At 56.2% G+C, this 25,340-nt stretch carries 23 protein-coding genes and 1 tRNA gene; 10 read left to right on the forward strand and 14 right to left on the reverse strand.

The window, feature by feature from the left end; translation table 11 throughout:
• Positions 1 to 247 precede the first annotated feature (247 nt).
• Complete coding sequence (locus tag ABWV47_RS08850; protein WP_353310854.1) at positions 248 to 2,341, forward strand: DEAD/DEAH box helicase; 2,094 nt, start codon at positions 248 to 250, stop codon at positions 2,339 to 2,341.
• A gap of 59 nt (positions 2,342 to 2,400) precedes the next feature.
• On the opposite strand, the gene ABWV47_RS08855 is transcribed toward ABWV47_RS08850, so the two are convergent.
• Both ABWV47_RS08855 and rpsU read right to left on the reverse strand, forming a co-directional pair.
• Positions 2,401 to 3,468 carry an adenylate/guanylate cyclase domain-containing protein gene (locus tag ABWV47_RS08855; protein WP_353310856.1) on the reverse strand — a complete coding sequence of 356 codons (1,068 nt, stop codon included), beginning with the start codon at positions 3,466 to 3,468 and terminating at the stop codon, positions 2,401 to 2,403.
• A 153-nt stretch (positions 3,469 to 3,621) separates the two neighbouring features.
• A complete protein-coding gene (gene rpsU, locus ABWV47_RS08860) occupies positions 3,622 to 3,828 on the reverse strand; it encodes a 30S ribosomal protein S21 (RefSeq protein ID WP_008207378.1) in 207 nt (68 codons plus the stop codon).
• 122 nt (positions 3,829 to 3,950) lie between these two features.
• Here rpsU and ABWV47_RS08865 point away from each other — a divergent pair, with 122 nt between their 5' ends.
• The 3 genes from ABWV47_RS08865 to ABWV47_RS08875 all read left to right on the forward strand — a co-directional run bounded on the left by ABWV47_RS08865 (position 3,951) and on the right by ABWV47_RS08875 (position 7,254).
• A complete protein-coding gene (locus ABWV47_RS08865; RefSeq protein WP_353310858.1) occupies positions 3,951 to 4,646 on the forward strand; it encodes a COQ9 family protein in 696 nt (231 codons plus the stop codon).
• A 177-nt stretch (positions 4,647 to 4,823) separates the two neighbouring features.
• Entirely contained in the window at positions 4,824 to 5,807 is a 984-nt protein-coding gene (locus ABWV47_RS08870; RefSeq protein WP_353310862.1) for an NAD(P)H-quinone oxidoreductase, read from the forward strand.
• A gap of 124 nt (positions 5,808 to 5,931) precedes the next feature.
• The gene (locus ABWV47_RS08875; RefSeq protein ID WP_353310864.1) at positions 5,932 to 7,254 is read left to right on the forward strand and encodes a ferredoxin reductase family protein; all 1,323 of its coding nucleotides are present in this window, start codon (positions 5,932 to 5,934) and stop codon (positions 7,252 to 7,254) included.
• A gap of 245 nt (positions 7,255 to 7,499) precedes the next feature.
• Here ABWV47_RS08875 and ABWV47_RS08880 read toward each other — a convergent pair whose 3' ends face one another.
• The 4 genes from ABWV47_RS08880 to dgcN all read right to left on the reverse strand — a co-directional run bounded on the left by ABWV47_RS08880 (position 7,500) and on the right by dgcN (position 11,447).
• Positions 7,500 to 8,360 (reverse strand): D-amino-acid transaminase, encoded by an 861-nt coding sequence (locus ABWV47_RS08880; protein WP_353310866.1) that lies wholly within the window; start codon positions 8,358 to 8,360, stop codon positions 7,500 to 7,502.
• A gap of 65 nt (positions 8,361 to 8,425) precedes the next feature.
• A complete protein-coding gene (locus ABWV47_RS08885) occupies positions 8,426 to 9,226 on the reverse strand; it encodes a hypothetical protein (protein WP_353310868.1) in 801 nt (266 codons plus the stop codon).
• A 148-nt stretch (positions 9,227 to 9,374) separates the two neighbouring features.
• Positions 9,375 to 10,340 carry an N-acetyl-D-Glu racemase DgcA gene (gene dgcA / locus ABWV47_RS08890; RefSeq protein WP_353310870.1) on the reverse strand — a complete coding sequence of 322 codons (966 nt, stop codon included), beginning with the start codon at positions 10,338 to 10,340 and terminating at the stop codon, positions 9,375 to 9,377.
• A gap of 105 nt (positions 10,341 to 10,445) precedes the next feature.
• Positions 10,446 to 11,447, reverse strand: a complete 1,002-nt coding sequence (gene dgcN, locus ABWV47_RS08895) for an N-acetyltransferase DgcN (RefSeq protein WP_353310872.1) — start codon at positions 11,445 to 11,447, stop codon at positions 10,446 to 10,448.
• Positions 11,448 to 11,753: 306 nt separating this feature from the next.
• Here dgcN and ABWV47_RS08900 point away from each other — a divergent pair, with 306 nt between their 5' ends.
• The gene (locus tag ABWV47_RS08900) at positions 11,754 to 12,713 is read left to right on the forward strand and encodes an L-malyl-CoA/beta-methylmalyl-CoA lyase (RefSeq protein WP_353310874.1); all 960 of its coding nucleotides are present in this window, start codon (positions 11,754 to 11,756) and stop codon (positions 12,711 to 12,713) included.
• Here ABWV47_RS08900 and ABWV47_RS08905 read toward each other — a convergent pair.
• Together ABWV47_RS08905 and ABWV47_RS08910 are read right to left on the reverse strand one after the other, a co-directional pair.
• Complete coding sequence (locus tag ABWV47_RS08905; protein WP_353310876.1) at positions 12,710 to 15,145, reverse strand: GcvT family protein; 2,436 nt, start codon at positions 15,143 to 15,145, stop codon at positions 12,710 to 12,712. The genes ABWV47_RS08900 and ABWV47_RS08905 overlap by 4 nt on opposite strands.
• 159 nt (positions 15,146 to 15,304) lie before the next feature.
• A complete protein-coding gene (locus tag ABWV47_RS08910) occupies positions 15,305 to 15,757 on the reverse strand; it encodes an Lrp/AsnC family transcriptional regulator (RefSeq protein ID WP_353310878.1) in 453 nt (150 codons plus the stop codon).
• Between the two features lie 72 nt (positions 15,758 to 15,829).
• On the opposite strand from ABWV47_RS08910, the gene ABWV47_RS08915 reads away from it, so the two are divergent.
• The 3 genes from ABWV47_RS08915 (at position 15,830) to ABWV47_RS08925 (ending at position 19,134) form a co-directional block, all read left to right on the forward strand.
• Complete coding sequence (locus ABWV47_RS08915) at positions 15,830 to 16,429, forward strand: LysE family translocator (RefSeq protein ID WP_353310880.1); 600 nt, start codon at positions 15,830 to 15,832, stop codon at positions 16,427 to 16,429.
• A gap of 202 nt (positions 16,430 to 16,631) precedes the next feature.
• The gene (locus ABWV47_RS08920; RefSeq protein WP_353310882.1) at positions 16,632 to 17,594 is read left to right on the forward strand and encodes an acetyl-CoA carboxylase carboxyltransferase subunit alpha; all 963 of its coding nucleotides are present in this window, start codon (positions 16,632 to 16,634) and stop codon (positions 17,592 to 17,594) included.
• A gap of 214 nt (positions 17,595 to 17,808) precedes the next feature.
• Positions 17,809 to 19,134 (forward strand): MFS transporter, encoded by a 1,326-nt coding sequence (locus ABWV47_RS08925; RefSeq protein ID WP_353310884.1) that lies wholly within the window; start codon positions 17,809 to 17,811, stop codon positions 19,132 to 19,134.
• Here ABWV47_RS08925 and ABWV47_RS08930 read toward each other — a convergent pair.
• Positions 19,131 to 19,784 (reverse strand): GntR family transcriptional regulator, encoded by a 654-nt coding sequence (locus ABWV47_RS08930; RefSeq protein ID WP_353310886.1) that lies wholly within the window; start codon positions 19,782 to 19,784, stop codon positions 19,131 to 19,133. The two genes, ABWV47_RS08925 and ABWV47_RS08930, sit on opposite strands and share 4 nt — an antisense overlap.
• A 53-nt stretch (positions 19,785 to 19,837) precedes the next feature.
• Positions 19,838 to 20,536 (reverse strand): M48 family metallopeptidase, encoded by a 699-nt coding sequence (locus ABWV47_RS08935; RefSeq protein ID WP_353310888.1) that lies wholly within the window; start codon positions 20,534 to 20,536, stop codon positions 19,838 to 19,840.
• 108 nt (positions 20,537 to 20,644) lie between these two features.
• On the opposite strand from ABWV47_RS08935, the gene ABWV47_RS08940 reads away from it, so the two are divergent.
• Entirely contained in the window at positions 20,645 to 20,971 is a 327-nt protein-coding gene (locus ABWV47_RS08940; RefSeq protein WP_353310890.1) for a TIGR02300 family protein, read from the forward strand.
• A 109-nt stretch (positions 20,972 to 21,080) separates the two neighbouring features.
• A tRNA-Ala gene (locus ABWV47_RS08945) sits at positions 21,081 to 21,156 on the forward strand.
• Positions 21,157 to 21,377: 221 nt separating this feature from the next.
• On the opposite strand, the gene ABWV47_RS08950 is transcribed toward ABWV47_RS08945, so the two are convergent.
• From ABWV47_RS08950 to ABWV47_RS08965, 4 genes are read right to left on the reverse strand one after another with little or no spacing between them, the layout of a single operon-like run.
• A complete protein-coding gene (locus ABWV47_RS08950; protein ID WP_353310892.1) occupies positions 21,378 to 22,388 on the reverse strand; it encodes a zinc-binding alcohol dehydrogenase family protein in 1,011 nt (336 codons plus the stop codon).
• A complete protein-coding gene (locus ABWV47_RS08955; protein WP_353310894.1) occupies positions 22,385 to 23,170 on the reverse strand; it encodes an ATP-binding cassette domain-containing protein in 786 nt (261 codons plus the stop codon). Before ABWV47_RS08955 ends, ABWV47_RS08950 begins: the two co-directional genes overlap by 4 nt.
• A 60-nt stretch (positions 23,171 to 23,230) precedes the next feature.
• The gene (locus tag ABWV47_RS08960) at positions 23,231 to 24,169 is read right to left on the reverse strand and encodes an ABC transporter substrate-binding protein (protein ID WP_353310896.1); all 939 of its coding nucleotides are present in this window, start codon (positions 24,167 to 24,169) and stop codon (positions 23,231 to 23,233) included.
• Positions 24,170 to 24,197: 28 nt separating this feature from the next.
• A complete protein-coding gene (locus ABWV47_RS08965) occupies positions 24,198 to 25,265 on the reverse strand; it encodes an ABC transporter permease (RefSeq protein ID WP_353310898.1) in 1,068 nt (355 codons plus the stop codon).
• Between the last annotated feature and the right edge of the window lie 75 nt (positions 25,266 to 25,340).

The raw sequence follows: 25,340 nt of genomic DNA on the forward strand, positions 1-25,340 counted from the left end.
CGTATAAAAGTGTGTTTTTGTTAACTTAAGCCTTCTGCACCGGTTTCAAGGGATATGGCACAAAATGGTAGAAAATACTTCTACACAGCCATGTGATCTATGAAACCGTAGAAGGCTATACATGGTGGATGAATTGCGTTACACGCTGCGCTTCATGCCACACACGATGATGAGAGCGGTGCAGATTTGAGGGAGCCCGCCGACGCCGTCAAGCTGGCAGTCCTTCAGATGAAAAGAAGACATCACCGTGAAAAATGCACTTCAAGCCGCGCTTGACGCCAAAGGCTATGACAAACTGACACCCGTTCAAGAGGCGGTTATGGCCCCCGAGCTCGTAGGAAAAGACCTGCTGGTATCGGCCCAAACTGGCTCCGGGAAAACCTTGGGCTTTGGTCTGGCCATTTCTACAACATTGCTGGGCGAAGCTGAGGCATTCGAAAACGCTGGTGCGCCTTTGGCGCTGGTGATTGCGCCAACGCGCGAGTTGGCACTTCAGGTAAAACGCGAGCTCAGCTGGCTCTATGGCGAGGCTGGGGCACGCGTAGCCTCCTGTGTCGGCGGCATGGACATGCGCGACGAACGCCGTGCTTTGGCGCGTGGCGCGCACATTGTGGTGGCCACACCAGGTCGCTTGCGCGACCACATCGACCGTGGCTCCATCGACCTTTTGGACATCCGCGCCGTGGTCCTGGATGAAGCTGATGAAATGCTTGATCTCGGCTTCCGCGAAGAGCTCGAGTTCATTCTCGAGCAGGTCCCAGAAGAGCGCCAGACGCTGCTGTTTTCCGCCACAGTTCCAAAACTGATCGCAAACCTTGCTAAGAACTATCAGCGCGATGCAATCCGCGTTGAAACCAAGTCCGAACAAAAGCAACACGCCGACATCACCTATCGTGCAATGACTGTGCAGGACCGTGATGGCGAAAATGCAGTCATCAACACGCTGCGGTTTTATGAAGCTCCCAACGCGATTGTTTTTGCCAACACCCGCGCCATGGTCGCGCGGCTGACAACGCGCCTCTCCAACCGCGGTTTTCAAGTGGTGTCTCTGTCTGGCGAGTTGAGCCAATCTGAACGGACACATGCTTTGCAGGCAATGCGCGACGGACGCGCGCGCGTGTGTGTCGCCACAGATGTGGCGGCGCGCGGCATCGACCTGCCCAATCTTGATTTGGTCGTGCACGCCGAGTTGCCGAACAACCACGAAACCTTGTTGCACCGTTCTGGTCGTACCGGGCGCGCGGGACGTAAAGGTGTCTCTGCACTGGTGGTCACCCGTAAGACGCGGAGCAAAGCTGAGCGATTGCTGCGGTTTGCGAAACTGGATGCGGAATGGTCAGGCGCGCCCTCTGCCGCCGAAGTCAGCCAACAAGACCAAGCCCGCATGTTTGCCGATCCGGATTGGTCAGCAGACATAACTGAGACGGAAACACCTCTAATTGAATCTTTGCTTGGAACATTTTCGCCCGAGCAGGTCGCAGCGGCCTATCTGCGGCTTTACAATTCCAAACATTCCGCCCCTGAGGAGATCGCAGCCTCCGATGCAAAGCCAGCCCCGCGCAAAGAGTTTGGTGCAAGCGTTTGGTTCTCGATCTCCGGCGGCCGTGCGAAGGGTGCTGAACCGCGCCGTTTGCTGCCAATGGTGTGTAAAGCCGGCGATCTGACCAAAGACGACATTGGCGCGATCCGCATCAATCAAGACGAAAGCTATATACAAGTACTGGAAACCAGCGTTGCTGGATTCCTTGCAGCTGTTGGCCCGGACATGACCCTGGAAGAGGGCGCGAAGCTGGCGCAAATGGCGCAGGCACCTGTCTTGGATCGCGCCCCGTCTCGCGGACCACGCGAAGGCGGCGGAAAGAAGCCTTACGAGAAGGGCAATGGCCCACGCAAAGAGCACCGTGGCAAAGGCAGGTTCGAAAAGGACAACTCCGATCGGCCTTACCGGGATAAGCCCACCGGTGATAAGCGTGATTTTGATAAGCCAAAAGGTGGAAAATTTAGCGAAAATAGCGCTAAAACTGACGGCAAAACCGGGGGCGGAAAGAAACCCCACGCCAAATCTCGGACAAAGTCCACGCCGCCGACAGACTGGAATGACTCGCCAAGCCCTCGGTTCAAAAAACCAAAGGCCACCACAAAGAGTTCCGGCACAAAGCCAGCTGGAAAAGGTGGAGAGGCGTCTCCCAAACGCCGGGCGATGGCGGAAGGCGGCTTGAGCGAAGCCAAACCTGCACGCGGACAAAAAGGTCCCCCACCCCCAAAGGGCAAAGCCAACAGCAAAAAGAATAAGGCCCGGCGCGCGGCCACGACCCCGCAAAAAGGCAAACCTCGCGGTTAACCCCAAAATGGCCCATGTCAAACATGGGCCATTTTTGTATCTACTGCACTTTGTATCTATTACCCGATGGATTCTGATGTCAGCGCCTGAAGCGCGCGGCCATCTGGTCCCGTCAATGTCAGCATCTGCGTGGCATTGGTACGCCCGCGCAACGTGGTTTCTTCCACCGACAAGAGGCCGATGCCCATTGGCAGGGTGATCCCCAACGCGGTATCTGCATCCAAAATCACCGACAGCTTATGCGCCTTGCAGGCTTCCTGCATGCGCTTGGCTTTGTTGATTGTGTCGCCGATGTAGACAACCTGCCGTTTTTCCCAACCGCATTCTCCGACCGCCACAGGTCCACCCGCGATTCCCATACGCAAGGACGGCGCCACACCGTATTTCTTCATATAGTGCGCGTGGCGCAGCGCCACGACTTGGAAAATCTCGTCAATGCACTTGAGCAGCTGCATGTTTCCATCCGGCCCACGATCTAGCCAGCTCATGATGATCTCATCGCCAACATAGTTATGGATCACGCCCCGGTGTTTTTTGATCGTTGGATCGATGTCCAAAAAGAACCCGGTGATCAGCTCCAGCGCCCTTTGGTCTCCAAGTTTTTCGGTGATTGTGGTGGACCCTTCTAAATCGGCCAGCACAAAAATCCGCCGCTCCTCCGTGGGGCGGGCATAGCGGCCCAACAAGAAATATGTGAGCGTGCGACCACCGATCAGCCGACGCGTTTGCAGCACGATCTGAATGACCACCCCAGCCCCAAGCGCAAACAAGAAGTCCGGAAACAGCCCATGTTGGAACCAATTTAGGTACGTTGCACGATCCCAGATCAAAACAAGGTGAGATCCCGCCAGCGCTACGAACAGAATGAAGCTGGTAATCACCAAGCGCAGGGCCACACCACGGCGAAACTTCAGATTGCGCTGCCAACGGCCAACAGCGCTATTGCCGATCCAAACTTCCAGACCAACGGCCACTGTGGCGACAATCATACCGCGCACAGCCCCACGTAAAAGCGACAGCGCTCCCCAGCCCCGGTCCAGGATCTGGTCCATCATCAGACCGTACAGCGCGCCCACCACCGCTCCTGCGATCAGCACAAAAAGAAATGAGCCAAACGTGCGCGTCATTTCGGTCCTCGTCCTTCGTCTTTTTCCGTGGGAATATCCCCACTGCTATCACGTTCTGGGGCACCGTTTCCGGCGTCCTCCAAAAAAGACAAACCCCCGAAGCGAAGCCGCGGGGGTCGTCAATTCTTGTGTCCAAAGCTGGAGAAGATGTGCTTAGAGCATACCTTCGCGCTGTGCTTTCTTACGTGCCAGTTTACGGGCACGGCGGATCGCTTCAGCTTTCTCGCGCGCTTTTTTCTCAGACGGCTTCTCGAAATGTTGCTTGAGCTTCATTTCGCGGAATACGCCTTCACGCTGCAGCTTTTTCTTCAGAGCGCGGAGCGCCTGATCGACATTGTTGTCACGAACACTAACCTGCATGTGGTTTTCACCACCTTTCTAAGTTTGAGTTGCAATGAAATTGCAGGAAGCCGCGATATAGCAACTCGCCCCAGCTTTGTCTAGTATAGCTCCAACGCCACATCGCGACAGGGAGAAAGCCCATGACGGAGACCCCTAACACAGACATCAAAACACGCCTTTTGGAGGCCGCAGAGTTTCATGTGCCCTTTGATGGCTGGTCAGAGGCCACATTTTCCGCTGCGATCATCGATTGCGGAATTGACCCAACCGTCGCAAAAGCGATTTGTCCGCGCGGAGCGGTCGACCTTGCTGTCGCTTATCACAAGCGTGGTGATTCTCAGATGGAAGCGGCTTTGACACCCGCTGCGCTCGCAGACAAAAAAATCCGGGAAAAGATAACTTTTGCTGTGCGCACGCGGTTAGAGCTTTGCCCGGATCGCGAAATTGTCCGCCGCGGCAGCACTCTGTTCGCGCTCCCGCAGCACGCCCCCACTGGCGCGCAGTTGATCTGGGGGACATCAGACGCCATCTGGACTGCCATCGGCGACAGCTCTCGTGATTTCAATTGGTACAGCAAACGCGCCACGCTTTCAGCGGTCTATTCGGCCACTGTGCTTTATTGGCTTGGAGACGACAGCGAGGGCCACGCCGCCACTTGGGCTTTTCTGGACCGTCGCATTGAAAACGTGATGCAGTTTGAAAAGTCCAAAGCAAAATTCAACAACAGCCCTCTGGGCAAGATGATGTCCGGTCCGCTAAACGCCCTCTCAAAATTCCGTGCGCCAGACATCCCCAAAGGTATGCCTGGCACTTGGACCCCGCCCCCGCGCAGCTGACGTATCGCCAGCTTCAGGCCGAAATGTCTCAATATGGGCATAAACGTGCCCCTGTCAGGCGCAGCAACGCCCCTTTTGGCTGCGCAGCAGGCGCCGGCGCGATTGAGCGACAAACCCCTGTTCCGCTGGCCGTTTGCTCTGCTACAAAGACCCAAATCAGCTACAGGGAAATACAATATGTCACAAAGCATGCGGGCCGTACAAATTAGCACACCCGGCGCGGCCGATGTCTTGCAGCTGGTACATCGTCCAATCCCCACGCCCGGCGCGGGCGAAGTCTTGCTAAAAATCGCCTACGCTGGCGTAAACCGGCCAGATGTGTTGCAACGCGCTGGACTGTACAACCCACCGCCCAACGCGTCTGACCTGCCTGGCCTTGAGGCCTCCGGCACCATCGCCGCCGTTGGTGCCGGGGTGACACAATGGAAAGAAGGCGACGCGGTCTGTGCGCTCCTACCCGGTGGCGGCTACGCAGAATATGCCCTGACGCCTGCCGCCCATTGTCTGCCAATCCCGGATGGCATGGACCTTAAAGAGGCTGCCTGCCTGCCGGAGACCTTTTTCACCGTCTATTCAAATGTCTTTCAACGGGGCGCATTAAAAGCTGGCGAAGTGTTTTTGGTTCATGGTGGGTCTTCTGGCATCGGCACCACCGCCATACAGCTGGCCACAGCCTTTGGGGCACGGGTGTTCACCACAGCTGGATCAGACGAAAAATGCGCGGCCTGCAGCACGCTTGGTGCCGAACGCACCATCAACTATCGCTCAGAAGATTTTGTTGATGTGCTGCGTGCCGAAGGAGGCGCTGATCTGATCCTCGACATGGTTGGCGGTGACTACCTGCCTCGTAACGTCAAAGCGTTGGCCGACGATGGACGTCTTGTGCAGATCGCTTTTCTGCAAGGCTCAAAGGTCGATCTCAACTTTGCGCAGGTCATGATGCGTCGTCTCACCATCACTGGCTCAACCCTGCGCCCACAAAGCGATTTGGCCAAAGCCCGGATCGCGGAGGCGCTGTGCTTAAACGTATGGCCTCTGCTGGCAAGCGGCCGTGTTGCACCCGTGATGGACAGTGAATTTGCGCTGGATGACGCAGCAAACGCCCATCTCAGAATGGAAAGCAGCGGCCATATCGGGAAAATTGTGATGAAAGTCGCATAAACCTACGGTCTAAATCTCGGTTTTTTTCAACAAATAGCTTCCCTCAACGCCAATATGTAAGGCATGTGGCTGACACAAAATTTGGTGCAGATCTGTGCCGAGGCCAAGTATCAGGGGCGGAGCTATGAAAAAATTGGGATTGTTTGTTGTCGTGATCGCTCTGGCGGTGCCGTTCCTGTGGTGGCCGTCAATTTCTCAGGCCCGCGACGGCATTGCGCTGTTTAGCCAGTACCTTGGGCTAGGCGCACTGATTGCGATGGCTTCCTCCCACCTGATTGCCACCCGCTGGCCCGGTGTCGAAGCGCTCTTTGGCCCGCTGGATCAGTCTTACCGCTTGCATAAATGGCTGGGCATCGGCGCCATGGTGGCCATCCTGCTGCATGACACCATCGATGCGGAGATGCGCGGTCTGGGCCGGGAAACAGCCTTGGTTGAGCTCGCGGAAACCTTGGGGGAAATAAGCCTCTATGGTCTTCTGATCCTGGTGGTCATCACCATCGCCACGTTCGTGCCCTACCATCTTTGGAAATGGACCCATCGGTTCATTGGCATTTTCTTCCTGTTTGGCGCATTTCACTACCTCTTCATTCTTAAACCTTTCAAGAACGGCGATCCGCTTGGCCTATACATGGCGGCTGTGTGTATCATCGGCACACTGGCCTACATTTGGACATCCGCGCCGCGTGGCCTGCGACCGCGACGCCCTTATGAGATCACGCGTGTTACAAAAGAAGGCAATGCCGTGGCTGTAGACATGACCAGCCAAGGCCGCCCCTTGCGTCACCAAGCTGGACAGTTTGCCTTTTTTCGGTTTTCCGGCGCAGGATTGGGCGAACCGCATCCCTTCACCATCTCTTCAGCACCAGCGGATGATGGCGCTTTGCGCGTGACCATTGCCCCCCTTGGGGATTTGACCACCCGTGTCTCACGCAATCTTGCACCAGGTCAGGCGGTCCAAGTGGATGGGCCTTATGGCCGTTTCGGGCGCGCAAAAGGGCCACAGATTTGGATTGCAGCGGGTGTTGGCATCACCCCGTTTGTGGCTTTGGCGCAGGCACTCGCCGAGGATGGCCCCCAAGTCACCTTGGTGTACAGCGTGCGTGACACCAACGGCGCTGCTCATATCGCGGAACTGCAAAACCTCGCGGCCTCCAAAGCCAACCTCTCGCTTGTCGTTTGGCAAACCTCTGAGCTTGGCCGTTTTTCAGCCTCCGCACTCCCAGACATCGTCCCAGATTGCACCAACCGCAAAGCGCTCTTCTGCGGCCCCGTGCAGATGCGGCGTGCGCTGTCTTCGGACCTACCAAAATATGGCATTGCCCAAAAAGACTTCCACTTCGAAGAGTTTGAAATCCGCACGGGTCTTGGTATCCGCCGCTTTGGGCGCTGGCTTTGGGACAGACATGGGCAACAGATATTGAAGGAAGCGCAAAACAACGCTCACTGAGCCTTAAGCAACCAATGGTTGACTGGAATCGCAATTCACGCCACTATGGGGTAATTCAGGAGATGTATTGGCCGCAAATTCACCACTCACGGCGATCAATTTCGGATCGTTGCGACACCTTCGTTTCTCTTCAGATTTGTGCCTCTCGCGGGGCTGTAGCCACCACTCAAGACACTGACAGGCCAAATATCTGAGACGAAAGGCGTGCCCATCGGACACGCCCCTTGTTGATGAACGCGCCTTATTTAGATGGCAGCCTTTTGGCTTTCGTCCAAATAGATTTCGCGCAGACGTTTTGCGATTGGCCCCGGCACACCCTCGCCCAGCGTAACACCGTCGATCTCCACAACAGGCATCACGAAGGCTGAGGCCGAAGTGGTAAAAGCTTCATCCGCACTCTGCGCCTCTTCTATGGTAAACAACCGCTCCTCGATTTTCAGCTGCGCTTCCTCTGCGATACGCAACACGGCCTTACGTGTGATACCGTGTAGAATTTCAGTGCTCAGAGGTCGCGTGACAATCACGCCGTCCTTGACAAAGTAAGCGTTGTTTGAGGTGCCTTCGGTCACATAACCGTCCTCCACCATCCACGCATCATCACAGCCCACTTTCTTGGCCATCATTTTGCCCATGGACGGGTAGAGAAGCTGCACGGTTTTGATGTCGCGACGGCCCCAACGGATGTCTTCGATCGAAATGATCTTTGCACCTTTTTTGGCCGCCGGGCTGTCGGCCAAACCCGGCTTGTTTTGTGTGAACAATACGATGGAAGGTGGCGTGTCCTCACTTGGGAAGGCAAAATCGCGATCCCCATCACTGCCCCGTGTCACTTGCAGATACACAAGCCCTTCGTCGATCTCATTCAGCTCCACAAGCTTGCGGTGAATTTCCAGCAGCGCCTCTTTTGTGCACGGCTCCGCCATATCCAACTCATCAAGCGACCGTTTCAGCCGCACTGCGTGCCCCTCAAAGTCGATCAGCTTGCCACCCAGCACAGAAGTCACCTCATACACCGCATCCGCCATCAAGAAGCCGCGGTCAAAAATCGAGATTGAGGCTTCGTTTTCCGGCAAATATTCACCGTTCACATAGACCGTGCGTGTCATTTTCTGGTTCTTCCTTTTCGTTTCAGGCGCGGATGGCCAAAATTGTGATATGGAGCTCTATAAGATTATCGTACGGCTGCAAAGCGGGCATCCCCCTGCAGAAGCTGCGCCTTGTGAGATCGGCCGATAGAACTTGTCCAAGCAAACCGGACCTGCCCGTTTGCGATGCTATCGATGTACAAACAACGATCGCCGATCGGATTGCCATTGTCCCAAAAGGCATCAAACATACAAACCAGACCATTGGGGGTCGCGATCCAACTTGCGAAATGGCTTACCAATATCCCGCTGCTGGCACGCCCATTTTGCTCCCCGCCCGTCTCTGAAAACCACAGGAAAAACGGTTTGTTGGTTTTGGTCATGAGACTTCGGCCCCTCAGCAAATCCTCCAACCGCGCACTGCGCTGCAACCCATCTTTGTCGATCGTGCCGGAAGCAAATGCGGCGGCCTCCGCTTTGGCCTTGGTCTTGTTGCCGGTGAAGTCGCCAAAAGCGAGACCGAACACTGCCGCTGCATTTTTGGCATGGATCGGTTTATAAAGCGCAGTCACTTTCTTAGTTGGAACGACGGCCGGGGCGACCCGCTTGCCGTCTATTGAAAACACTATGCAGTCACGTTGCTTTGCTCGCATAAAACTTCGGCAAAAGGAAAGCGCGCGCGTTTGCGCCATCGCTGGCGTTTCAAATCCATGGGACCGCCCCCATGCACCGTCCGGAGACAGGGCAAACGCCTTGTGTCCTGTCCGTGTCTTATGCTCTTCATAACTTGCTGCTTGCTTCTTGTTCAGCACCACGGTCCATTCCCCGCTTTGTGCCACCGCTGCGCTGCCAAATGACGCGGCCAAAACCACGCAAAGACATCGCATGACAAGTCTGCTCTTTGTCCTCAGAACCATTTCGCTCGTCACCTCACTACCAAAGGCTGCATACGACCTCGCGCCAATCCCTTTGTCTTTAGTCGATGCCAAAGGCACGCGTAAACAAAATTTCTGACGACGCTCCGGACGTCCAATGTCAGCCCCAGAGAACGGCCTTTGGGGGGTGAACACCATTCTCGTCAAACTCAAGCGGCACTTTGCGGTCTTCTGCCAACAACAGCGGTCCGTCCAAATCGGTGACCATCGCGCCTTGCGCCAACAGCGTTGCGGGCGCCATTGCAAGACTGGAGCCAACCATACAGCCGACCATCACCTTATAGCCCTCAGCCAGGGCTGCTTCACGCAGCTTAAGCGCTTCTGTGAGCCCGCCTGTTTTATCCAGCTTGATGTTCACAACATCATATTTGCCTTTCAGGTCTGGCAGGCTGGCGCAGTCATGCGCACTTTCGTCCGCACAGACCGGCACAGGCCGGTCCATCCCAATAAGCGCATCATCCTCTCCCGCAGGCAAAGGCTGCTCTACCAGAGCGACCCCCAAACGCACGAGATGCGGTGCGAGATCCGCATACACATCAGCAGACCATCCCTCATTGGCATCCACAATGATGGTCGACTTCGGCGCCCCTGCCCGTACGGCCTCTAAACGCGGCATGTCATCCGGTGTGCCCAGCTTGATTTTCAAAAGCGGGCGATGCGCGTTCTTGGCCGCCTGTGCCTGCATCTGCGCAGGCTCCGCCAAAGACAATGTATATGCTGTGATCTCGGGGCCCGGCACAGGCAACCCCGCCAATTCCCAAGCCCGCTTCCCAGCCGACTTGCATTCCAAATCCCAAAGCGCGCAATCTACAGCGTTCCGCGCAGCACCCGCAGGCAACACATCATAAAGCCCCACCCGATCAATGTTATCTGGCAAAGCCTCAATTTCAGCGGTCACACTGTCGAGGGTTTCGTTGTACCGCGCGTAAGGCACACATTCGCCCCATCCCACAAACCCGTTGTTTTCCACACGCACCGTCAGCACTTTCGCCTCGGTACGAGAGCCACGCGAGATGGTGAAGACTTGGGCCAGCTTGAAGACATCGGAAGTGACGGAAATTTGCATGGAGATCCTCGTAAACATGCGCAAACCGGCACTGCCAATTTGCTTCATTTGGCCTTAAACGCATCGGAGGACCGGGGACACAGCCCCCGGCCACCATTTGCGATCTTATATAGCTGCCAGCGCATCCACCAGCTTGCCAGCCCCAAAACGGAACGGATCAGTGGCCGGAAGCCCCATCTCTGCTTCAACTTGGGACAGATAGGCCGTGGCGTCCGCTTCCGACATATGCTGCGTGTTCACGGAGACACCAATCACTTTGCAAGCGGGGTTTGCGACTTTGGCCAGCGACAGCGCCATGTCACGCAGCGCCTGCAACGTTGGCAGGTCATATCCGGGCAGGCCGCGCATGTGCTCACGGGTTGGCTCATGTGCCAACACCAATGCGTCCGGCTGTCCACCATGGATCAACGCCATGGTCACACCGGAATACGACACGTGAAACAGGCTGCCTTGCCCCTCGATATGATCCCAGTGATCTGCGTCATTGTCTGGCGTAAGCCACTCAACCGATCCCGCCATAAAGTCTGCAACCACTGCATCCAAAGGCACACCGTCCCCCGTGACCAAAATGCCGGTCTGTCCGGTCGCGCGGAAACTTGATTTCATGCCACGGTCGCGCATCTCTGCGTCCATGCAGAGCGCCGTATACATTTTGCCAACCGAACAATCGGTGCCAACCGCCAAACAACGTTTCCCGGTACGTTTCACGCCGTTTGCAATCGGATAGTCTACTTCTGGCACGCGGACGTCGTGCAGGGTGCGACCACAAGCTTCGGCCACTGCAACCAGATCAGGCTCGTCCCGCAGCAGGTTGTGCAAACCAGACGCAAGATCAAATCCCTCTTCCAGTGCCATCACCAACACTTTTTTCCATTCTGGGCTGATCACGCCGCCGCGGTTGGCCACTCCAATAACCAACGTCTTGGCACCAGCTTCGCGCGCGGCCACCAGCGACATGTCAGTGAGCCCCAAATCCGCGCCGCAGCCTTCCATGCGGAATTGGCCCACGGCATTGTCAGGACGCCAGTCGCGGATGCCAATCGCCACTTTTGCGGCCAGTTGGTCAGGCGCATCGCCCAAAAACAGTAGATACGGTGTCTCGATCATCGCGCGTCCTTCCTTGTGATAGCCGCGTAAGCTTTGTTGACCTATATTCTCCCACATCCAATGCAATTTCTTTGTGAAGCGCCCAACATTTTCGGTATTTTGTGAAGAAAATTCGAGAACATGTGTATTTTGATGAAGAAATTAGCTTTACGTAGCGAAATTTCCCGGAATCATTCTCATTCGCCGCCGAACGCCGCATTGCAGCGTTCTCTTGCCGCAGCTGCAAAATACACTTGCACTTCAATGCGCAACTTCCTAACACTTCGAGCAACTAAAACGTAATTTCCTTACCGAGAGAGCGCCGACATGAGCTTCCGTATCCAGCCCGCTGCCCCTGCCCGCCCAAACCGCTGCCAGCTGTTTGGCCCCGCCTCCAACACCAAGCTTTTTGCGAAAATGGCGGTCTCTGCTGCAGATGTGATCAATATTGATCTAGAAGATTCCGTTGCACCTTCTGACAAAGACCTGGCGCGCGCAAATGCCATCGAAGCCATCAACACAATCGACTGGAACAAGAAAACCCTGTCTGTGCGTATCAATGGGCTCGATACCCCTTATTGGTATCGCGATGTTGTTGACCTGCTTGAGCAGGCTGGCGAGCGTCTTGATCAAATCATGATCCCGAAAGTGGGCTGCGCAGAAGACATCTATGCCGTCGACGCCTTGGTCACCGCCATCGAAGCCGCAAAGGGGCGCAAAAAGCGCATCGCCTTTGAAGTCATCATCGAATCGGCTGCGGGTATTGCCCATGTCGAAGCCATCGCGGCGGCGTCCCCACGCCTTGAAGCCATCAGCCTTGGCGCAGCCGATTTCGCCGCCTCTATGGGCATGCAAACCACCGGCATTGGCGGCACACAAGAAAACTACTACATGCTGCACGAAGGCCAAAAGCACTGGTCAGACCCTTGGCATTGGGCGCAGGCTGCGATTGTTGCCGCATGCCGCACCCACGGCATCTTGCCGGTTGATGGCCCGTTTGGCGATTTCTCCGACGACGCGGGTTACGTTGCACAAGCAAAACGCTCCGCCACGTTGGGTATGGTCGGCAAATGGGCCATTCACCCAAAACAGATTGCGCTGGCCAACGAGGTCTTCACCCCATCAGAAGAAGCCGTCAGCGAAGCCCGTGAAATTCTCGCCGCCATGGAACAGGCCAAAGCCAACGGCGAGGGGGCAACCGTCTACAAAGGCCGCCTGGTGGACATCGCCTCCATCAAACAGGCCGAAGTGATCGTGGCACAGGCCGAGTTGATCGCAGGATCTTAAGCCCTTACGCGACCGAAATCAGGATCATATGGCCCCGCCGGGATCACCTCGGCGGGGTATCTTGTACCCAGCATGTCGATCTCGACTTGGGTTGAAACCGTTGATTGTTCCGGGTCCACAAAGGCCATCGCCAGATTGAGCCCTGTCCGGTGCCCCCAATCGCCCGACGTCACGGTCCCCACAACCGCATCACCCAACATCACGCTTGCCCCCGGCTGCGCCCACCGATCAGTGCAATCAACGGCCAACGTCACCAACCGCTTGCTTGGGCCCGCCGCCAGACGGGCCTCCAACGCGGCTTTGCCAATAAACGCTCGCTTCTCCATTTTCACAAACCGGCCCAACCCAGTTTCAAATGGATCAAACTCCGTCAGTATTTCCGACTTCCAGTGCAAGAAACCTTTCTCAAGCCGCATCGAGTCTACCGCGCGCGATCCAAACAGCCGCAGACCGTGCGTATCCCCCGCCTGACGCAGCGCCAAGTAGGCCGCATAAAGCTGTGCATTGGGCACATGGATTTCATACGCAAGCTCTCCGGAAAAGCTCACGGCCATCACCATGGCAGGGGCAATGCCAACAAAAGCTTCGCGTACTGACAACCACGGAAAGGCTTCTGCGGACCAATCGCCACGTGCCACCGCCGCCAACACATCCCGCGCTTTTGGCCCTGCCAGCACAAGGATGGTCCAGTCGTTGGTCAAAGACCGGATTGTGACGTCTTCCTTGTCGCCAATGTGTGCCGCCAACCAATCCATGTCATGGAACTCTGATGCCGCCGCAGAGCCATACCAAATGCGCGCAGAGCTCGCGTTGCCCGCTGGTAAATTTGCCACTGTCGCTTCGCTTTTGAGCATCCCCTGTTCGTTCAAAAGATACCCGAGCCCCACGCGGCCTTTCTTACGGGTCACATGGCCACAAAACATCCTATCCAAGAAATCATGCGCATCCGCGCCAGTGATCTCAAAACGGTTGAAGCCGTTGACCTCGGTAAGTCCCACACCGGTCTGCACTGCGGCCACTTCGGCGGCGATCACATCGTGGGTTTCATTGAACCGGAACCCCAGAGTTTCCTCAAATTCTGGGGTTGGTTTGATGTATTCAACCCGTTCCCAACCATTCACCACACCAAATTCTGCACCCCCTGCCGCCAAAACCGGCGTCAGAGGTGTGGTTTTGATTGGGCGTCCCGCAGGGCGGTGTTCATGCGGAAAATGAAACCGAAACTCGTTTTGATAGTCTTCGATCGCCTTAAGCGCGGTCAACTCAACATTGCCGTGGGTCGTGAACCGACGCGGATCAATCACCCAGGTGTCATAGCACGCCTCGCCATGCACAATCTGCTGCGCCAGAAGCCAACCATGTCCGCCACCTTCCCCCAGTCCAGCGCGCAACCCAATTATGCAATATGCATTGCGCTTGCCCGGGATCGGCCCCACCAGCGGCGCACCATCGATGGTATAGGTTATCGGCCCGTTTACCACTGTGTGAATGCCCACCTCCATCAGCGCAGGCATCCTCTCAAACGCCCCCTCCAGCACGTCCGTCACCCGATCCAGATCATCCGGGCACAGCGCATTCACAAATTTTGGGTCAATCCCATCCATGCCCCAGGTCTTACAATCCTGCTCATAAAACCCGACCAACAAACCGTTCTTCTCCTGCCGAGAATAATAGTCGCTGATCGGACAGCGCAGCAGCGGCACGCGGTGATCCAGATCTTTGATGGCCGGGATCTCCTCGGTTAGGAAATACTGGTGTTCCATAGAGGCAACTGGATGATGCACGCCCATCATTGCCCCAACCTCGTTCACGCGATACCCACCAGCGTTGACCACGATATCAGCATGAATTGTGCCCTTCGGAGTTTCCACCTCCCACGTATCATCTTTCAATTGGCGCAGTGCTGTCACAGGTGTGTGGCGATGCACCTCTGCCCCGGCTTTGCGCGCCCGCCGCGCCAGCGCTTGGCAGAGCTGCGCCGGGTCAATGTCGCCATCCATCGGGTCCCATAGCCCACCCAACAATCCGTCTGTTGCAATCAACGGATGTCGCCGGGCGCATTCCGCGGCATCGATCACCTCGAACTCCACCCCCATACCGCGCGCCATGGACGCAAAATGGCGATAGCCATCTAACTGTGCCTCGGTGTTGGCCAATCGAATACCACCATCGCCGTGATGGTAATTGATTGGGTATTCAGGATCATTAGCCAATTCTTGGTAGAGCTTGATGGAGTGGCTCTTTAGGCCAACCATTGTCTGGGTCATGCCAAAATTTGTGACCTGCGCCGCTGAATGCCAAGTGGTGCCAGAGGTCAGCTCGTCGCGCTCCAACAGCATCACATCGCTCCAACCTTCTTGCGTCAGGTGGTACAGCGTAGAACAGCCTGCAATCCCGCCTCCAATCACAACCACTTTGGTGCGTGTCTTCATGCTCTGCTCCCGACCATACAAAAATGCGATGCTCCCAACCCTAACCTGAGAGGCCGCAACCACATCTGTCTCATTCGCGACATCAGACTCAGCAAACTTGACCGATCGTAGGTCCGTTTGGCTTTGGGCTGTAACGCGCCCAAAAAACTGCGGTTTTTCTTAAGCGCGCTCATCTTTTGGAGAGCCCATAACCACATAGGAGGTGATTGCATGCACCTTTTCCACAGTGCCCAGAACATCCGTGTGAAACCGCTTGTATTCAGCGATATCAGCCACCTCCACCCGCAGAAGGTATTCCACTTGGCCCGTAATATTGTGGCACTCTCGAACCTCTGAGGCACTCTCCATGGCCTGCTCAAACGCCTGCTGCGCAGCTTTCGTATGGGTGTTAAGCCCCACCGTGATGTAGGCCACAAACCCTTTGCCCAAAGCAGAAGGATTCATCACAGCACGATAGCCGGCAATAATTCCGGTCTTTTCCAACGTTGCCACGCGGCGCAAACACGCCGAAGGCGACAGTCCCACCTTCTCCGCCAACGCAAGATTGCTGATCCGCCCGTCGCGGCCGAGCTCACGCAATATTTGCTCATCAATATGATCAATTTTCGCCATTAATTGTGAAAATATACCCAAGACGATGCAAAACGCAATTCCATCGCGCCCGGTTTGGCGCAGAATTGCGTCATGAACTATGACATACTCCTTGCCCTCGCCATTTTTGCCCTCGCCACGGTGTTTTCACCCGGCCCCAACAACCTGATGCTCATGGCCTCAGGGGCCAACTTTGGTCTGCGCCGCTCTGTGCCGCACCTCTTGGGTGTAGCCACTGGTTTCCCTGCCATGGTCGTCCTTGTGGGACTTGGGGTGATGCAGGTGTTTGACGCCTGGCCGCCAAGCTATGTCATTCTGCGCGTGATATCTGTGGCGTATATCTTATGGCTGGCATGGAAAATTGCCCATGCAGCCCCCCCCAAAGAAGCCACATCCGAAAGCAGGCCGCTGTCATATCTACAAGCCTCTGCCTTCCAATGGGTGAACCCAAAGGCCTGGTCGATGGCGCTTGGGGCCATCACGCTCTATGCCACCACACGCGACTTTGGCGCGATTATAATGGTTGCAGGCACTTATCTTTTGATTGGCACATTCTCCGCCACAACTTGGACCGTTTTGGGCACTGGCATACGACACATCCTAAACAATCCCGCTCGTCTCACGGCGTTCAACTGGACCATGGCTGCGCTCCTGCTGACATCTCTGATCCCGGTGTTTTTCACCTCAACGTAAGCGCGGAGGCGGCAGGTTGCCCTGTCGCCTTTGAGATGGCGCACGCCTGACAAGACACAAACCAACGCCTCCCAGCCAGCGACACCGCTGCGGCCACAACTTGTTGACATTCTCAACAGCCAACCTCCGTGTCTCAACCGTTGCAATTACCTTTGGTCAGCGTCATATAGCTGGGAAGTGAGACAAGCGCCGGGAGTGCCCAATGACCAACTATCTCGACTTCGAAAAGCCGCTCGCAGAGATTGAAGGCAAAGCCGAAGAGCTGCGCGCCATGGCGCGCCAAACCAAAGAGATGGATGTCACAGACGAAGCCGCCGCGCTTGATCGCAAAGCAGCGGAGCTTTTGGAAGAACTCTACAAAGACCTGTCTCCCTGGCGCAAATGCCAAGTGGCACGTCATCCCGATCGCCCACATTGCAGCGACTACATCGACACTCTGTTCACCGACTACACACCGCTGGCCGGAGATCGCAACTTTGCCGACGACCTCGCGGTCATGGGCGGCTTGGCGCGCTTTGACGGCAAACCTGTTGTGGTGATTGGTCAGGAAAAGGGCAATGACACCAAATCTCGCATTGCGCATAACTTTGGCATGGCACGCCCAGAGGGCTACCGCAAAGCCGTGCGCCTGATGGAAATGGCGGGCCGGTTTGGTTTGCCAGTGGTGACGTTGGTGGATACGGCGGGTGCCTATCCGGGCAAGGGCGCTGAAGAGCGTGGACAGTCCGAAGCCATTGCGCGATCAACGGAGATGTGCCTGCAAATCGGTGTGCCATTGGTGTCGGTGATCATCGGCGAAGGTGGCTCCGGCGGAGCTGTCGCCTTTGCCACTGCCAACCGTGTCGCCATGCTGGAACATTCGGTTTATTCGGTGATCAGCCCTGAAGGCTGCGCATCAATCCTCTGGAAAGACAGCACCAAAATGCGCGAAGCCGCAGAGGCGCTGCGCATCACAGCTCAAGATCTGGAACAGCTGGGCGTGGCTGATCGCGTGATCGCAGAGCCCAAAGGCGGTGCGCATCGCGACCGTGCTGCCACGATGGAAAACGTGCGCAAAGCGCTCAGTGAGATGCTTGGAGAACTTGCCGAGATGCCTGCCGATCAGTTGATCTCCAACCGTCGCAAGAAATTCCTCAATATCGGCGCCAAAGGTTTGGCCGCGTAAGACCTGAGAGCGCCACCTTCCCGCTCTCACGCCACGCCAGACAGCCGCATTCCAGAAAAACACGCTGTGACTCCGACGCAGGGTTCAAAGCCATGCTCTATGCCATTAGGGCACGGCCTTTGCCACACCTGCCATATGTCCGACCCGGATATGTCGCCCAGTTCAAAGTGGAAGGATTGCTTGTCACTGGGGGTGGGTGAGATAGGCTAAGGTCATGTGGAACGTTTTGACCAATCGTGTTTTTGCGCGGCTGTTTGCGGCGCAAGTGGTCGCCTTGGTTGGCACGGGGTTGCTCACCATTGCATTGGGGCTTCTGGCGTTTGACCTAGCTGGCCCGGCGGCTGGTGCCGTTTTGGGCACGGCTTATGCCATCAAGATGATCGCCTATGTTGGCCTATCACCGGTCATGGGGGCATTGGTTGCCCGGCTCCCGCGCCGACTTGTGCTTGTCTGTGCTGATCTTCTGCGGATGGGCGTCGCCCTCTGTCTGCCTTTTGTAGACACTGTTGCACAGATTTACGTATTGATCTTTGTGCTGCAGGCAGCCTCAGCCACCTTCACCCCGACGTTTCAGGCAACCATTCCAGATATTTTGCCAAAAGAAGAAGAGTACACCCGCGCCTTGTCGCTTTCCCGTTTGGCCTATGACTTGGAGAATCTTCTGTCACCCGCTCTGGCAGGCGCATTGCTTCTGGTCATGTCTTTCAGCGGATTGTTTGTCGGAACTGCCTTGGGCTTTCTCATTTCAACCCTATTGATCTTAGGCACAACGTTGCCTGCGAAGCGCGACAGTGTCACCCGTCCCTTTCGCGAACGCCTGACCCGTGGCAGTTGGATCTATTTGGCGACACCGCGCCTAAGGGGGCTTTTGGCGTTCAACATGGCTGGCGCGGCCGCCGTGGCCTATGTGCTTGTCAACACAGTGGTGGTGGTACGCGAAACATATGGCATGGGCGAAAGCGGCCTTGCGTTGGCCATGGGGGCCTTTGGCGCGGGAAGCATGTGCGCGGCCTTTGCTTTGCCGCGCCTTTTGACCCATCTGTCAGATCGCTGGGTGATGGGCACCGCGGCGCTCACCTTGGCACTTGTGCAATTGGGCCATGCGGCATGGTTGGGCACACAAGGGCCGCTGTCATGGGAGCACTTCCTAGCGGTCTGGGCCCTCAGCGGACTGCTATATTCCGCCATCATGACACCCTCCGGGCGCCTTTTGCGTCGCTCCGCGCACGAGACAGATCGCCCCGCCGTGTTCACAGCCCATTTTGCGCTGAGCCACGCCTGCTGGCTGCTCACCTATCCGCTTGCGGGATGGACCGCGACAAGTGGGTCCCAAACCGTGTCACTCATCGTTATGGGCGGCATTGCATTGGTCAGCGCCCTGCTCGGCTACAAACTCTGGACACCGGCACCAAAGATTGTCCCCCACACACATTTCGATTTGCCCGAAGACCATCCCCACCTGAAAGCTCACGGTGGTCGCGGTCATGCACATGTGTTTGTGATCGATGACGAACACCACGTTTGGCCCACAAGCGGTTAACGCGCCAAGAGCCGCAATCCTTGTGTCACATCCGATCGCACCGCCAATCGCAAGCCCGGCTCATCCCCCGCTTTCAACGCTGCAATGATCAGTCGATGGTAGTGCGGTGGCTCAGTGCGCCGTAGCCGCCCATAGAGCGCGCGCATGGTGGGTCCAAGCTGCAGCCAGACCGTCTCCGCCATCGCCAGCATCGCGGGCGCCTGAGCGCGCAAATACAAAGTGCGGTGAAACTCCAGATTGGCTCGGATGTAGCCAACGGAATCCCCTTTATGTACGGCCTCCGCCACAACGCCATTTATGGTCACCAGTCGGTCGATCAAAGCCATGTGAGCGCGTGGCAGCGCCCGACTTGCAAGCTCCACCTCGATCAAGGCCCGCAATGCCGCCAACTCCTCGAGCCGTTCGCTGGACAACTCAGGGGTGGCAACCCGGCCAGAGCTTGACAGTGTGAGCGCGCCCTCAGCCACAAGACGCCGAACGGCCTCCCGGGCCGGCGTCATGGAGACATCGAAATCCTTACCAATTCCGCGCAACGTCAACGCTTCTGCTGGCGCCAGTTCGCCATACATGATCCGGGCGCGCAGCGCGCGATATACCCGGTCATGGGCGGAGGAGGATACATCTTGTTGCGGGCGACTTTGTGTGATCATGCCCCGTATGTGATCACAAATTCAACGGGCGTCAATGGGCACGGTGCAATGCGCTATGAAGCCGCCTCAAACCGATACCGATGCAACTGCTGCCCATCTGTGCGCAACCACCCGCGTTCTGCCTCGTAGGGCCCGTACAGCCCCGTCACAACATCCCAAAAGGCTTGCGAATGATTCATCTCTTTAAGATGTGCCACCTCATGCGCGGCCACATAGTCCAGCACCTCAGGTCGCGCCATCACCAGCCGCCAAGAAAACATCAATGCTCCTGCCGAGGAGCAAGATCCCCAGCGCGAACGCGTATCTCGCAAGGTCAAGCGTGTTGGCATTGTCCCCAAACGGGCGGCATAGTGATCCACAGCCTCAGACAGCCGGTGCCGCGCCAATTCTTTTAAAAATCCTTGAACCCGCCGCGCGGTGTGTTCGGGCTTACCGGGCACTGCGATCTCGTCTTGCCCCAAGACCACGGAACGCCCTGCACCGGCCACCACGCGCCGCTCACGTCCAGCCACCGGCACAACGGCTCCCTGCGCCACAGTGACCAGTTCGGGTTGCTGCTGCAATTGACGCCGCAGCCAGCTTTGCTTTTCGCTCGCGAATCCCATTGCCTCCCGGTCGCTCACGCCACGCGGAACGGTCAAAGTGACCTTGCCATCCAAACGTGACACACGCAGACTGATACGGCGCGCTTGTTTGGAGTGTCGCACCATCACCACGATTGGTGGCGATCCGGGGATGATATGTTGCGTCATACGCGCTCCTGAGCCGAGAATGGTGTTATACCCTTTGACACGCGGCCCTTGATATGGCACGTCGCCCAAACCGTCGAGCCCGACTCAACCGATTGAAGGGGATTACCCATGCCCAAAGAAGAATGGGGCGTCAAACGCGTGTGCCCAACCACAGGCAAGCGCTTTTATGACCTGAACAAGAATCCTGTCGTCAGCCCCTATACCGGCGACGTAGTAGAAGTAGAAGCAGGCAAAAGCCGCATGATTGCTGCCGATGCCGAAGATGCTGCGACACTAAAAGCAAAGTCCGCTGAAGCTGCTGATGCAGAAGACGTATTGGATGACGATGACGACGTGGATCTGGACCTCGAAGATGATGTTCTGGATGACGACGAAGATGACAATGTTTCGCTCGAAGAAATCGCGGATGTGGCATCTGAAGACGACGACAGCTGATCGCTGAATCGTCCTATAAAAATCTTCTCAGGGGCGGAATTTTTCGCTTGAACCCGCCCCGGGAAGCGCCTAATTAGGCGCGCACAGGCGGAAAACGCCACACTGGTTTGGGGCCTTAGCTCAGCTGGGAGAGCGCTACAATGGCATTGTAGAGGTCAGGAGTTCGATCCTCCTAGGCTCCACCAAACCCCCTAAATTTACCGACAAATATCGCACATGATTTGGTCCCAGATGACCTGCGTCGTCGCGGTATAGGTATATCCACATTCGACCAGCTATCGCATCAAGGCTGCGCGCCCCAAACCGCTAGGGAGCGCGCTCATTACAATCAACACAACACCGAAGAGATGCCCCATGTGCGCGATCACCCGCAGCGGGCTCTAGTTGCTTTTGGCGGCCGCGGCCGTCAGCCTTGCAGCTGGACAATCACTTTGATCAGTTCCGTACGATCCGATGCAAGGGCGCTGAACCGTTCCGACAATTGCTCCAAGGAAATCACATCAGAACACAGCGCATCTGTATCAATGTCTTTGTTTCTAATCGCCGCCATGACCCAGTCGAAATCCTCACGCAGCGCGTTGCGACTTCCAAGAAGGCTCATTTCCCGTTTGTGAAATTCTGGGTCACTAAAACTGATCGTGTCTTTGACCACACTCACAAGCGTATAGGTTCCCCCATGCGCCACAGCGACAAAACCAGACTCGATTGCCGCTTGGTGCCCGGTCGCGTCCAGCACCACATCAAACCCGTCTGTGTCCCGAAGCGTGGCCTCTATGCTGTCAAAGCCGCGATCAAACCCGAAGGTCTTTTGGGCCATTTCCAACCTTGCTCTGTCAAGGTCCAGCAGCGTCACCTGCCCCCCGTTTAGGCGGGCAAACAAGGCTGCCCCGATACCTATCGGCCCCACCCCGGTCACAAGCACTTCATCGCCCTCGTTGATCATCGAGCGTTTCACGGCGTGTGCGCCAATGGCAAGGAACTCCACCATCGCCGCTTGATGCGGCGTCAGTCCCTCTGCCGCAATCAGATTGCCCGCAGGCACCGCGAGTTGCGGAGTCAGCCCCCCATCGCGGTGCACCCCCAACACCTCTATATTAGAACAACAATTCGGCTTCCCGCGCCTGCACGACCGACATGTCCCACAGGTCAGATACGGGTTTATGACCACCAATTCGCCGGCCTTCCAGCCGAGACTATCGCGTGCAACACGCCCGCTGAGCTCATGACCAATAACGCGTGGGTAGTCCAAAAAGGGGTGTTTGCCCTCAAAAATATGATAGTCGGTGCCACACAGCCCAACCGCGCAAATGTCGATCAACACCCATCCGTCCGGGGGGGTATCCACCTTGGGTCGGGTTTGGACAACAAATTTTCCAGGTTCTGCGACAACGCCAAAAGGGGCTGTTTGGGACGTCATGTAGCGCCACCTCGCGGCGTCCAATCATCTGGCAGTGTGCCTTTGATGATCAAACTCAGAATGTCATCTTTGTTCACGTCTTCAATTCGGAACGATCCAACGTTGCGCCCCTTGTTCATCACCATAACCCGATCACAGAGCTCAAAGACATCATGCATATCGTGGCTGATCAAGAAAATCCCGATGCCCTCTTTCTTCAAGCGAACCGTCAAATCGGCCACCATCGCTGTCTCTGACGGGCCCAACGCCGCCGTTGGTTCGTCCATGATCAGAATTTTTGCTTGGAAATAGATCGCCCGGGCAATCGCAATCACCTGCCTTTGACCACCAGACAGCTTTGCCACCGGATCACGCAAGTTTTTGAAATTCGGGTTCAGCTGACGCAACGCTTCTGTTGCCTCCTTCAGCATGCGCCGCTCGTCTAAATTGCCAAACCGCGTTTTCAGTTCACGCCCCATAAAGAGGTTGGCTGGCGCATCCAAATGATTGGCCAAAGCAAGGGTCTGATAAATTGTCTCGATGCCATATTTACGCGCGTCTTGGGGCGACTTCAGGATCGCCTCATGCCCATTGACGTAAATCTCACCTTTGGTTGCTGCCATGGCGCCTGAAAGAATCCGCATCAAACACGATTTCCCGGCCCCATTGTGCCCAAGTACACCAACCACTTCGCCGGGGAACAGATCAGCCGAAACGCCTTCGACAGCGTGAATGCCACCAAATTGCTTGAAGATATTGTCCATCTGAACCAGTGGAGTTCGCGGAGGTGAGCCGTCTAGCATCGCTTTTCCTTAGCAAATTACGTGCGGGCCAGCGCGCCTCTGCGCGCTGGCCCGAAGCGTTTAATAGAGAACGTTTTGTGCAACAGGATCGTCGATATTGTCTTTGGTCACCAACACAACACCTGTGTCGATGAAGGTGTCGACGCTTTTGCCGTCCAGAATATCCGCAACCGCATTTACGCCAAGCTCACCCATCTGGAAGGAACCTTGCACCGCCGTTGCCAGCAATGTCCCGCTCTTGACCATGTCTTGTAGATCCGCGTTGCCGTCAAAGCCGATGGCTGTGACCTGACCAGCTTTGCCTGATTGCTCCAGCGCACGTCCCATGCCGATGGCTGTCGGCTCGTTTGCGCCAAAAATGCCGACAAGTTTGTTGGCTGCTAGAATGTCGGTGGTCTGGTTCAATGCGGTCGCCATTTGTGACTGCGAGTAGAACGGGCCAACGATCTCCAGATCGGAATTTTCGGTAAGGTGTTCAACGAAACAGCCAACACGACCGATTTCAGAACCCACACCAGCCACATAGGACATGACAGCGACTTTGCCAGATGTGCCGGCTTCGTCGATCATCATGGCCGCGGCTTGTTGACCGGCGGCGCAGTTGTCTGTGGACAAGAACGCTTGGTAGTGTTTCTCACTGCCTTCCGCCAATCCGCTGTCAATGATGGTCACTGGAATGCCTGACTCAAACGCACGCTTCACAACCGGGGCCAGGGCTTCCGGATCAGATGGTGCCAAAACAATGCCCGACACACCGCGGTTGATCGCGTTCTCCACCAACGCAACCTGATCGGCGATAGCAGATTCCGAGGCAGGACCATTAAAGCTCATCGTGTGCTCTGGATGCGTCTCAATCGCCGCGCTCGCGCCTTTGTTGACGTTTTGCCAGAAGTTGGAGTTTGTCGTCTTGACGATGACTGCAATTTCGCCAGCAAAAGATGTCGACGCCATCGTTGCCAATAGTCCTGTGGCCAAAGCCGTTGTCAGTAGCTTCTTCATTGTTACCTCCCTTATGAAGAATTGGGTGTTAGGATTTGTTTCTGATTTGGTCGACATAGACTGCGCCAATCACAACAAACCCGATGATGATCATTTGGATGAAGGCTGATGTGCCCGCCATATTGAGCCCGTTGCGCAGAACGCCGATGATGAACGCGCCAATCATGCTGCCTGTGATGCTGCCCACCCCACCCATCAGCGAGGCCCCACCGATCACAGATGCTGCAATGGCATCAAGCTCATACATCACCCCTTCGTTTGGCTGCACCGTCACAAGCCGCGACATCAGGACCATACCGGCCAGGCCAGCCAAAGCGCCGGACAGCGTATAGGCCCATATCTTGGTGCGATCGACGCTCACCCCGGACAGACGCGCCGCTTCTTCGTTTGATCCAACTGAGAAAAGATGACGCCCAAATTGACGTTTCTTCAGAAGGTATCCCCCCAGAACGGCCATCACCAAAAGCAAGATCGCGGGATACGGAATGCCGGGGAAAACCACCTTGGGAAATCCGTTGGCTTGCATTTCAACGACACGAAACAAGCTGCCATTTCCCAGGGTGCCAAAAGCCTCTCCCAAGCGGCTGATCGGGGCCGCTCCGGTCAGTTGCAACGCGAGCCCTCGCGCAATCAACATCATGCCAAGCGTTGCGACAAACGGCGTGATGCGCATCTTTGTGATGACAAACCCATTTACTGCGCCACATGCGGCCCCTGCCACGATGCCCAACCCCATGGCAGGAACAACCGGCAGACCTAACTTAATCGTCAGCCCTGCCACAACACCGGACAAAGCCAAAACCGACCCGACACTCAGGTCAATCCCGCCGGTTATGATGACCAGCGTCATTCCGATCGCCAACAATCCAATGACCGATGTCTGAAGCAGCACGGTGAGCCCGTTGTTCACCGACAAAAAAGCTGAACTCGTCAGTGAAAACGCCACAATCAAAAGCGCCAATGTCAGCACAGCTGACAATCTGTAAAGCGCTGACCCTGACGGCAAGACACGACGCCGGCGGGGCTCTGAAGGCATTGTCATCGTCACTAGTTCCTCCTCGACCATATCACTTTGGTCTTTAATTATTTTAAACATCACAAGTCCTTCATTGTCGGTCAAGTGTTTTTAATTTTTATGTACAATCCAATAAAAACCGTTATGTAGGGCCTA

Origin of the sequence: Shimia sp. NS0008-38b, from assembly GCF_040370365.1 — a bacterium.
Lineage (GTDB): Bacteria > Pseudomonadota > Alphaproteobacteria > Rhodobacterales > Rhodobacteraceae > Shimia.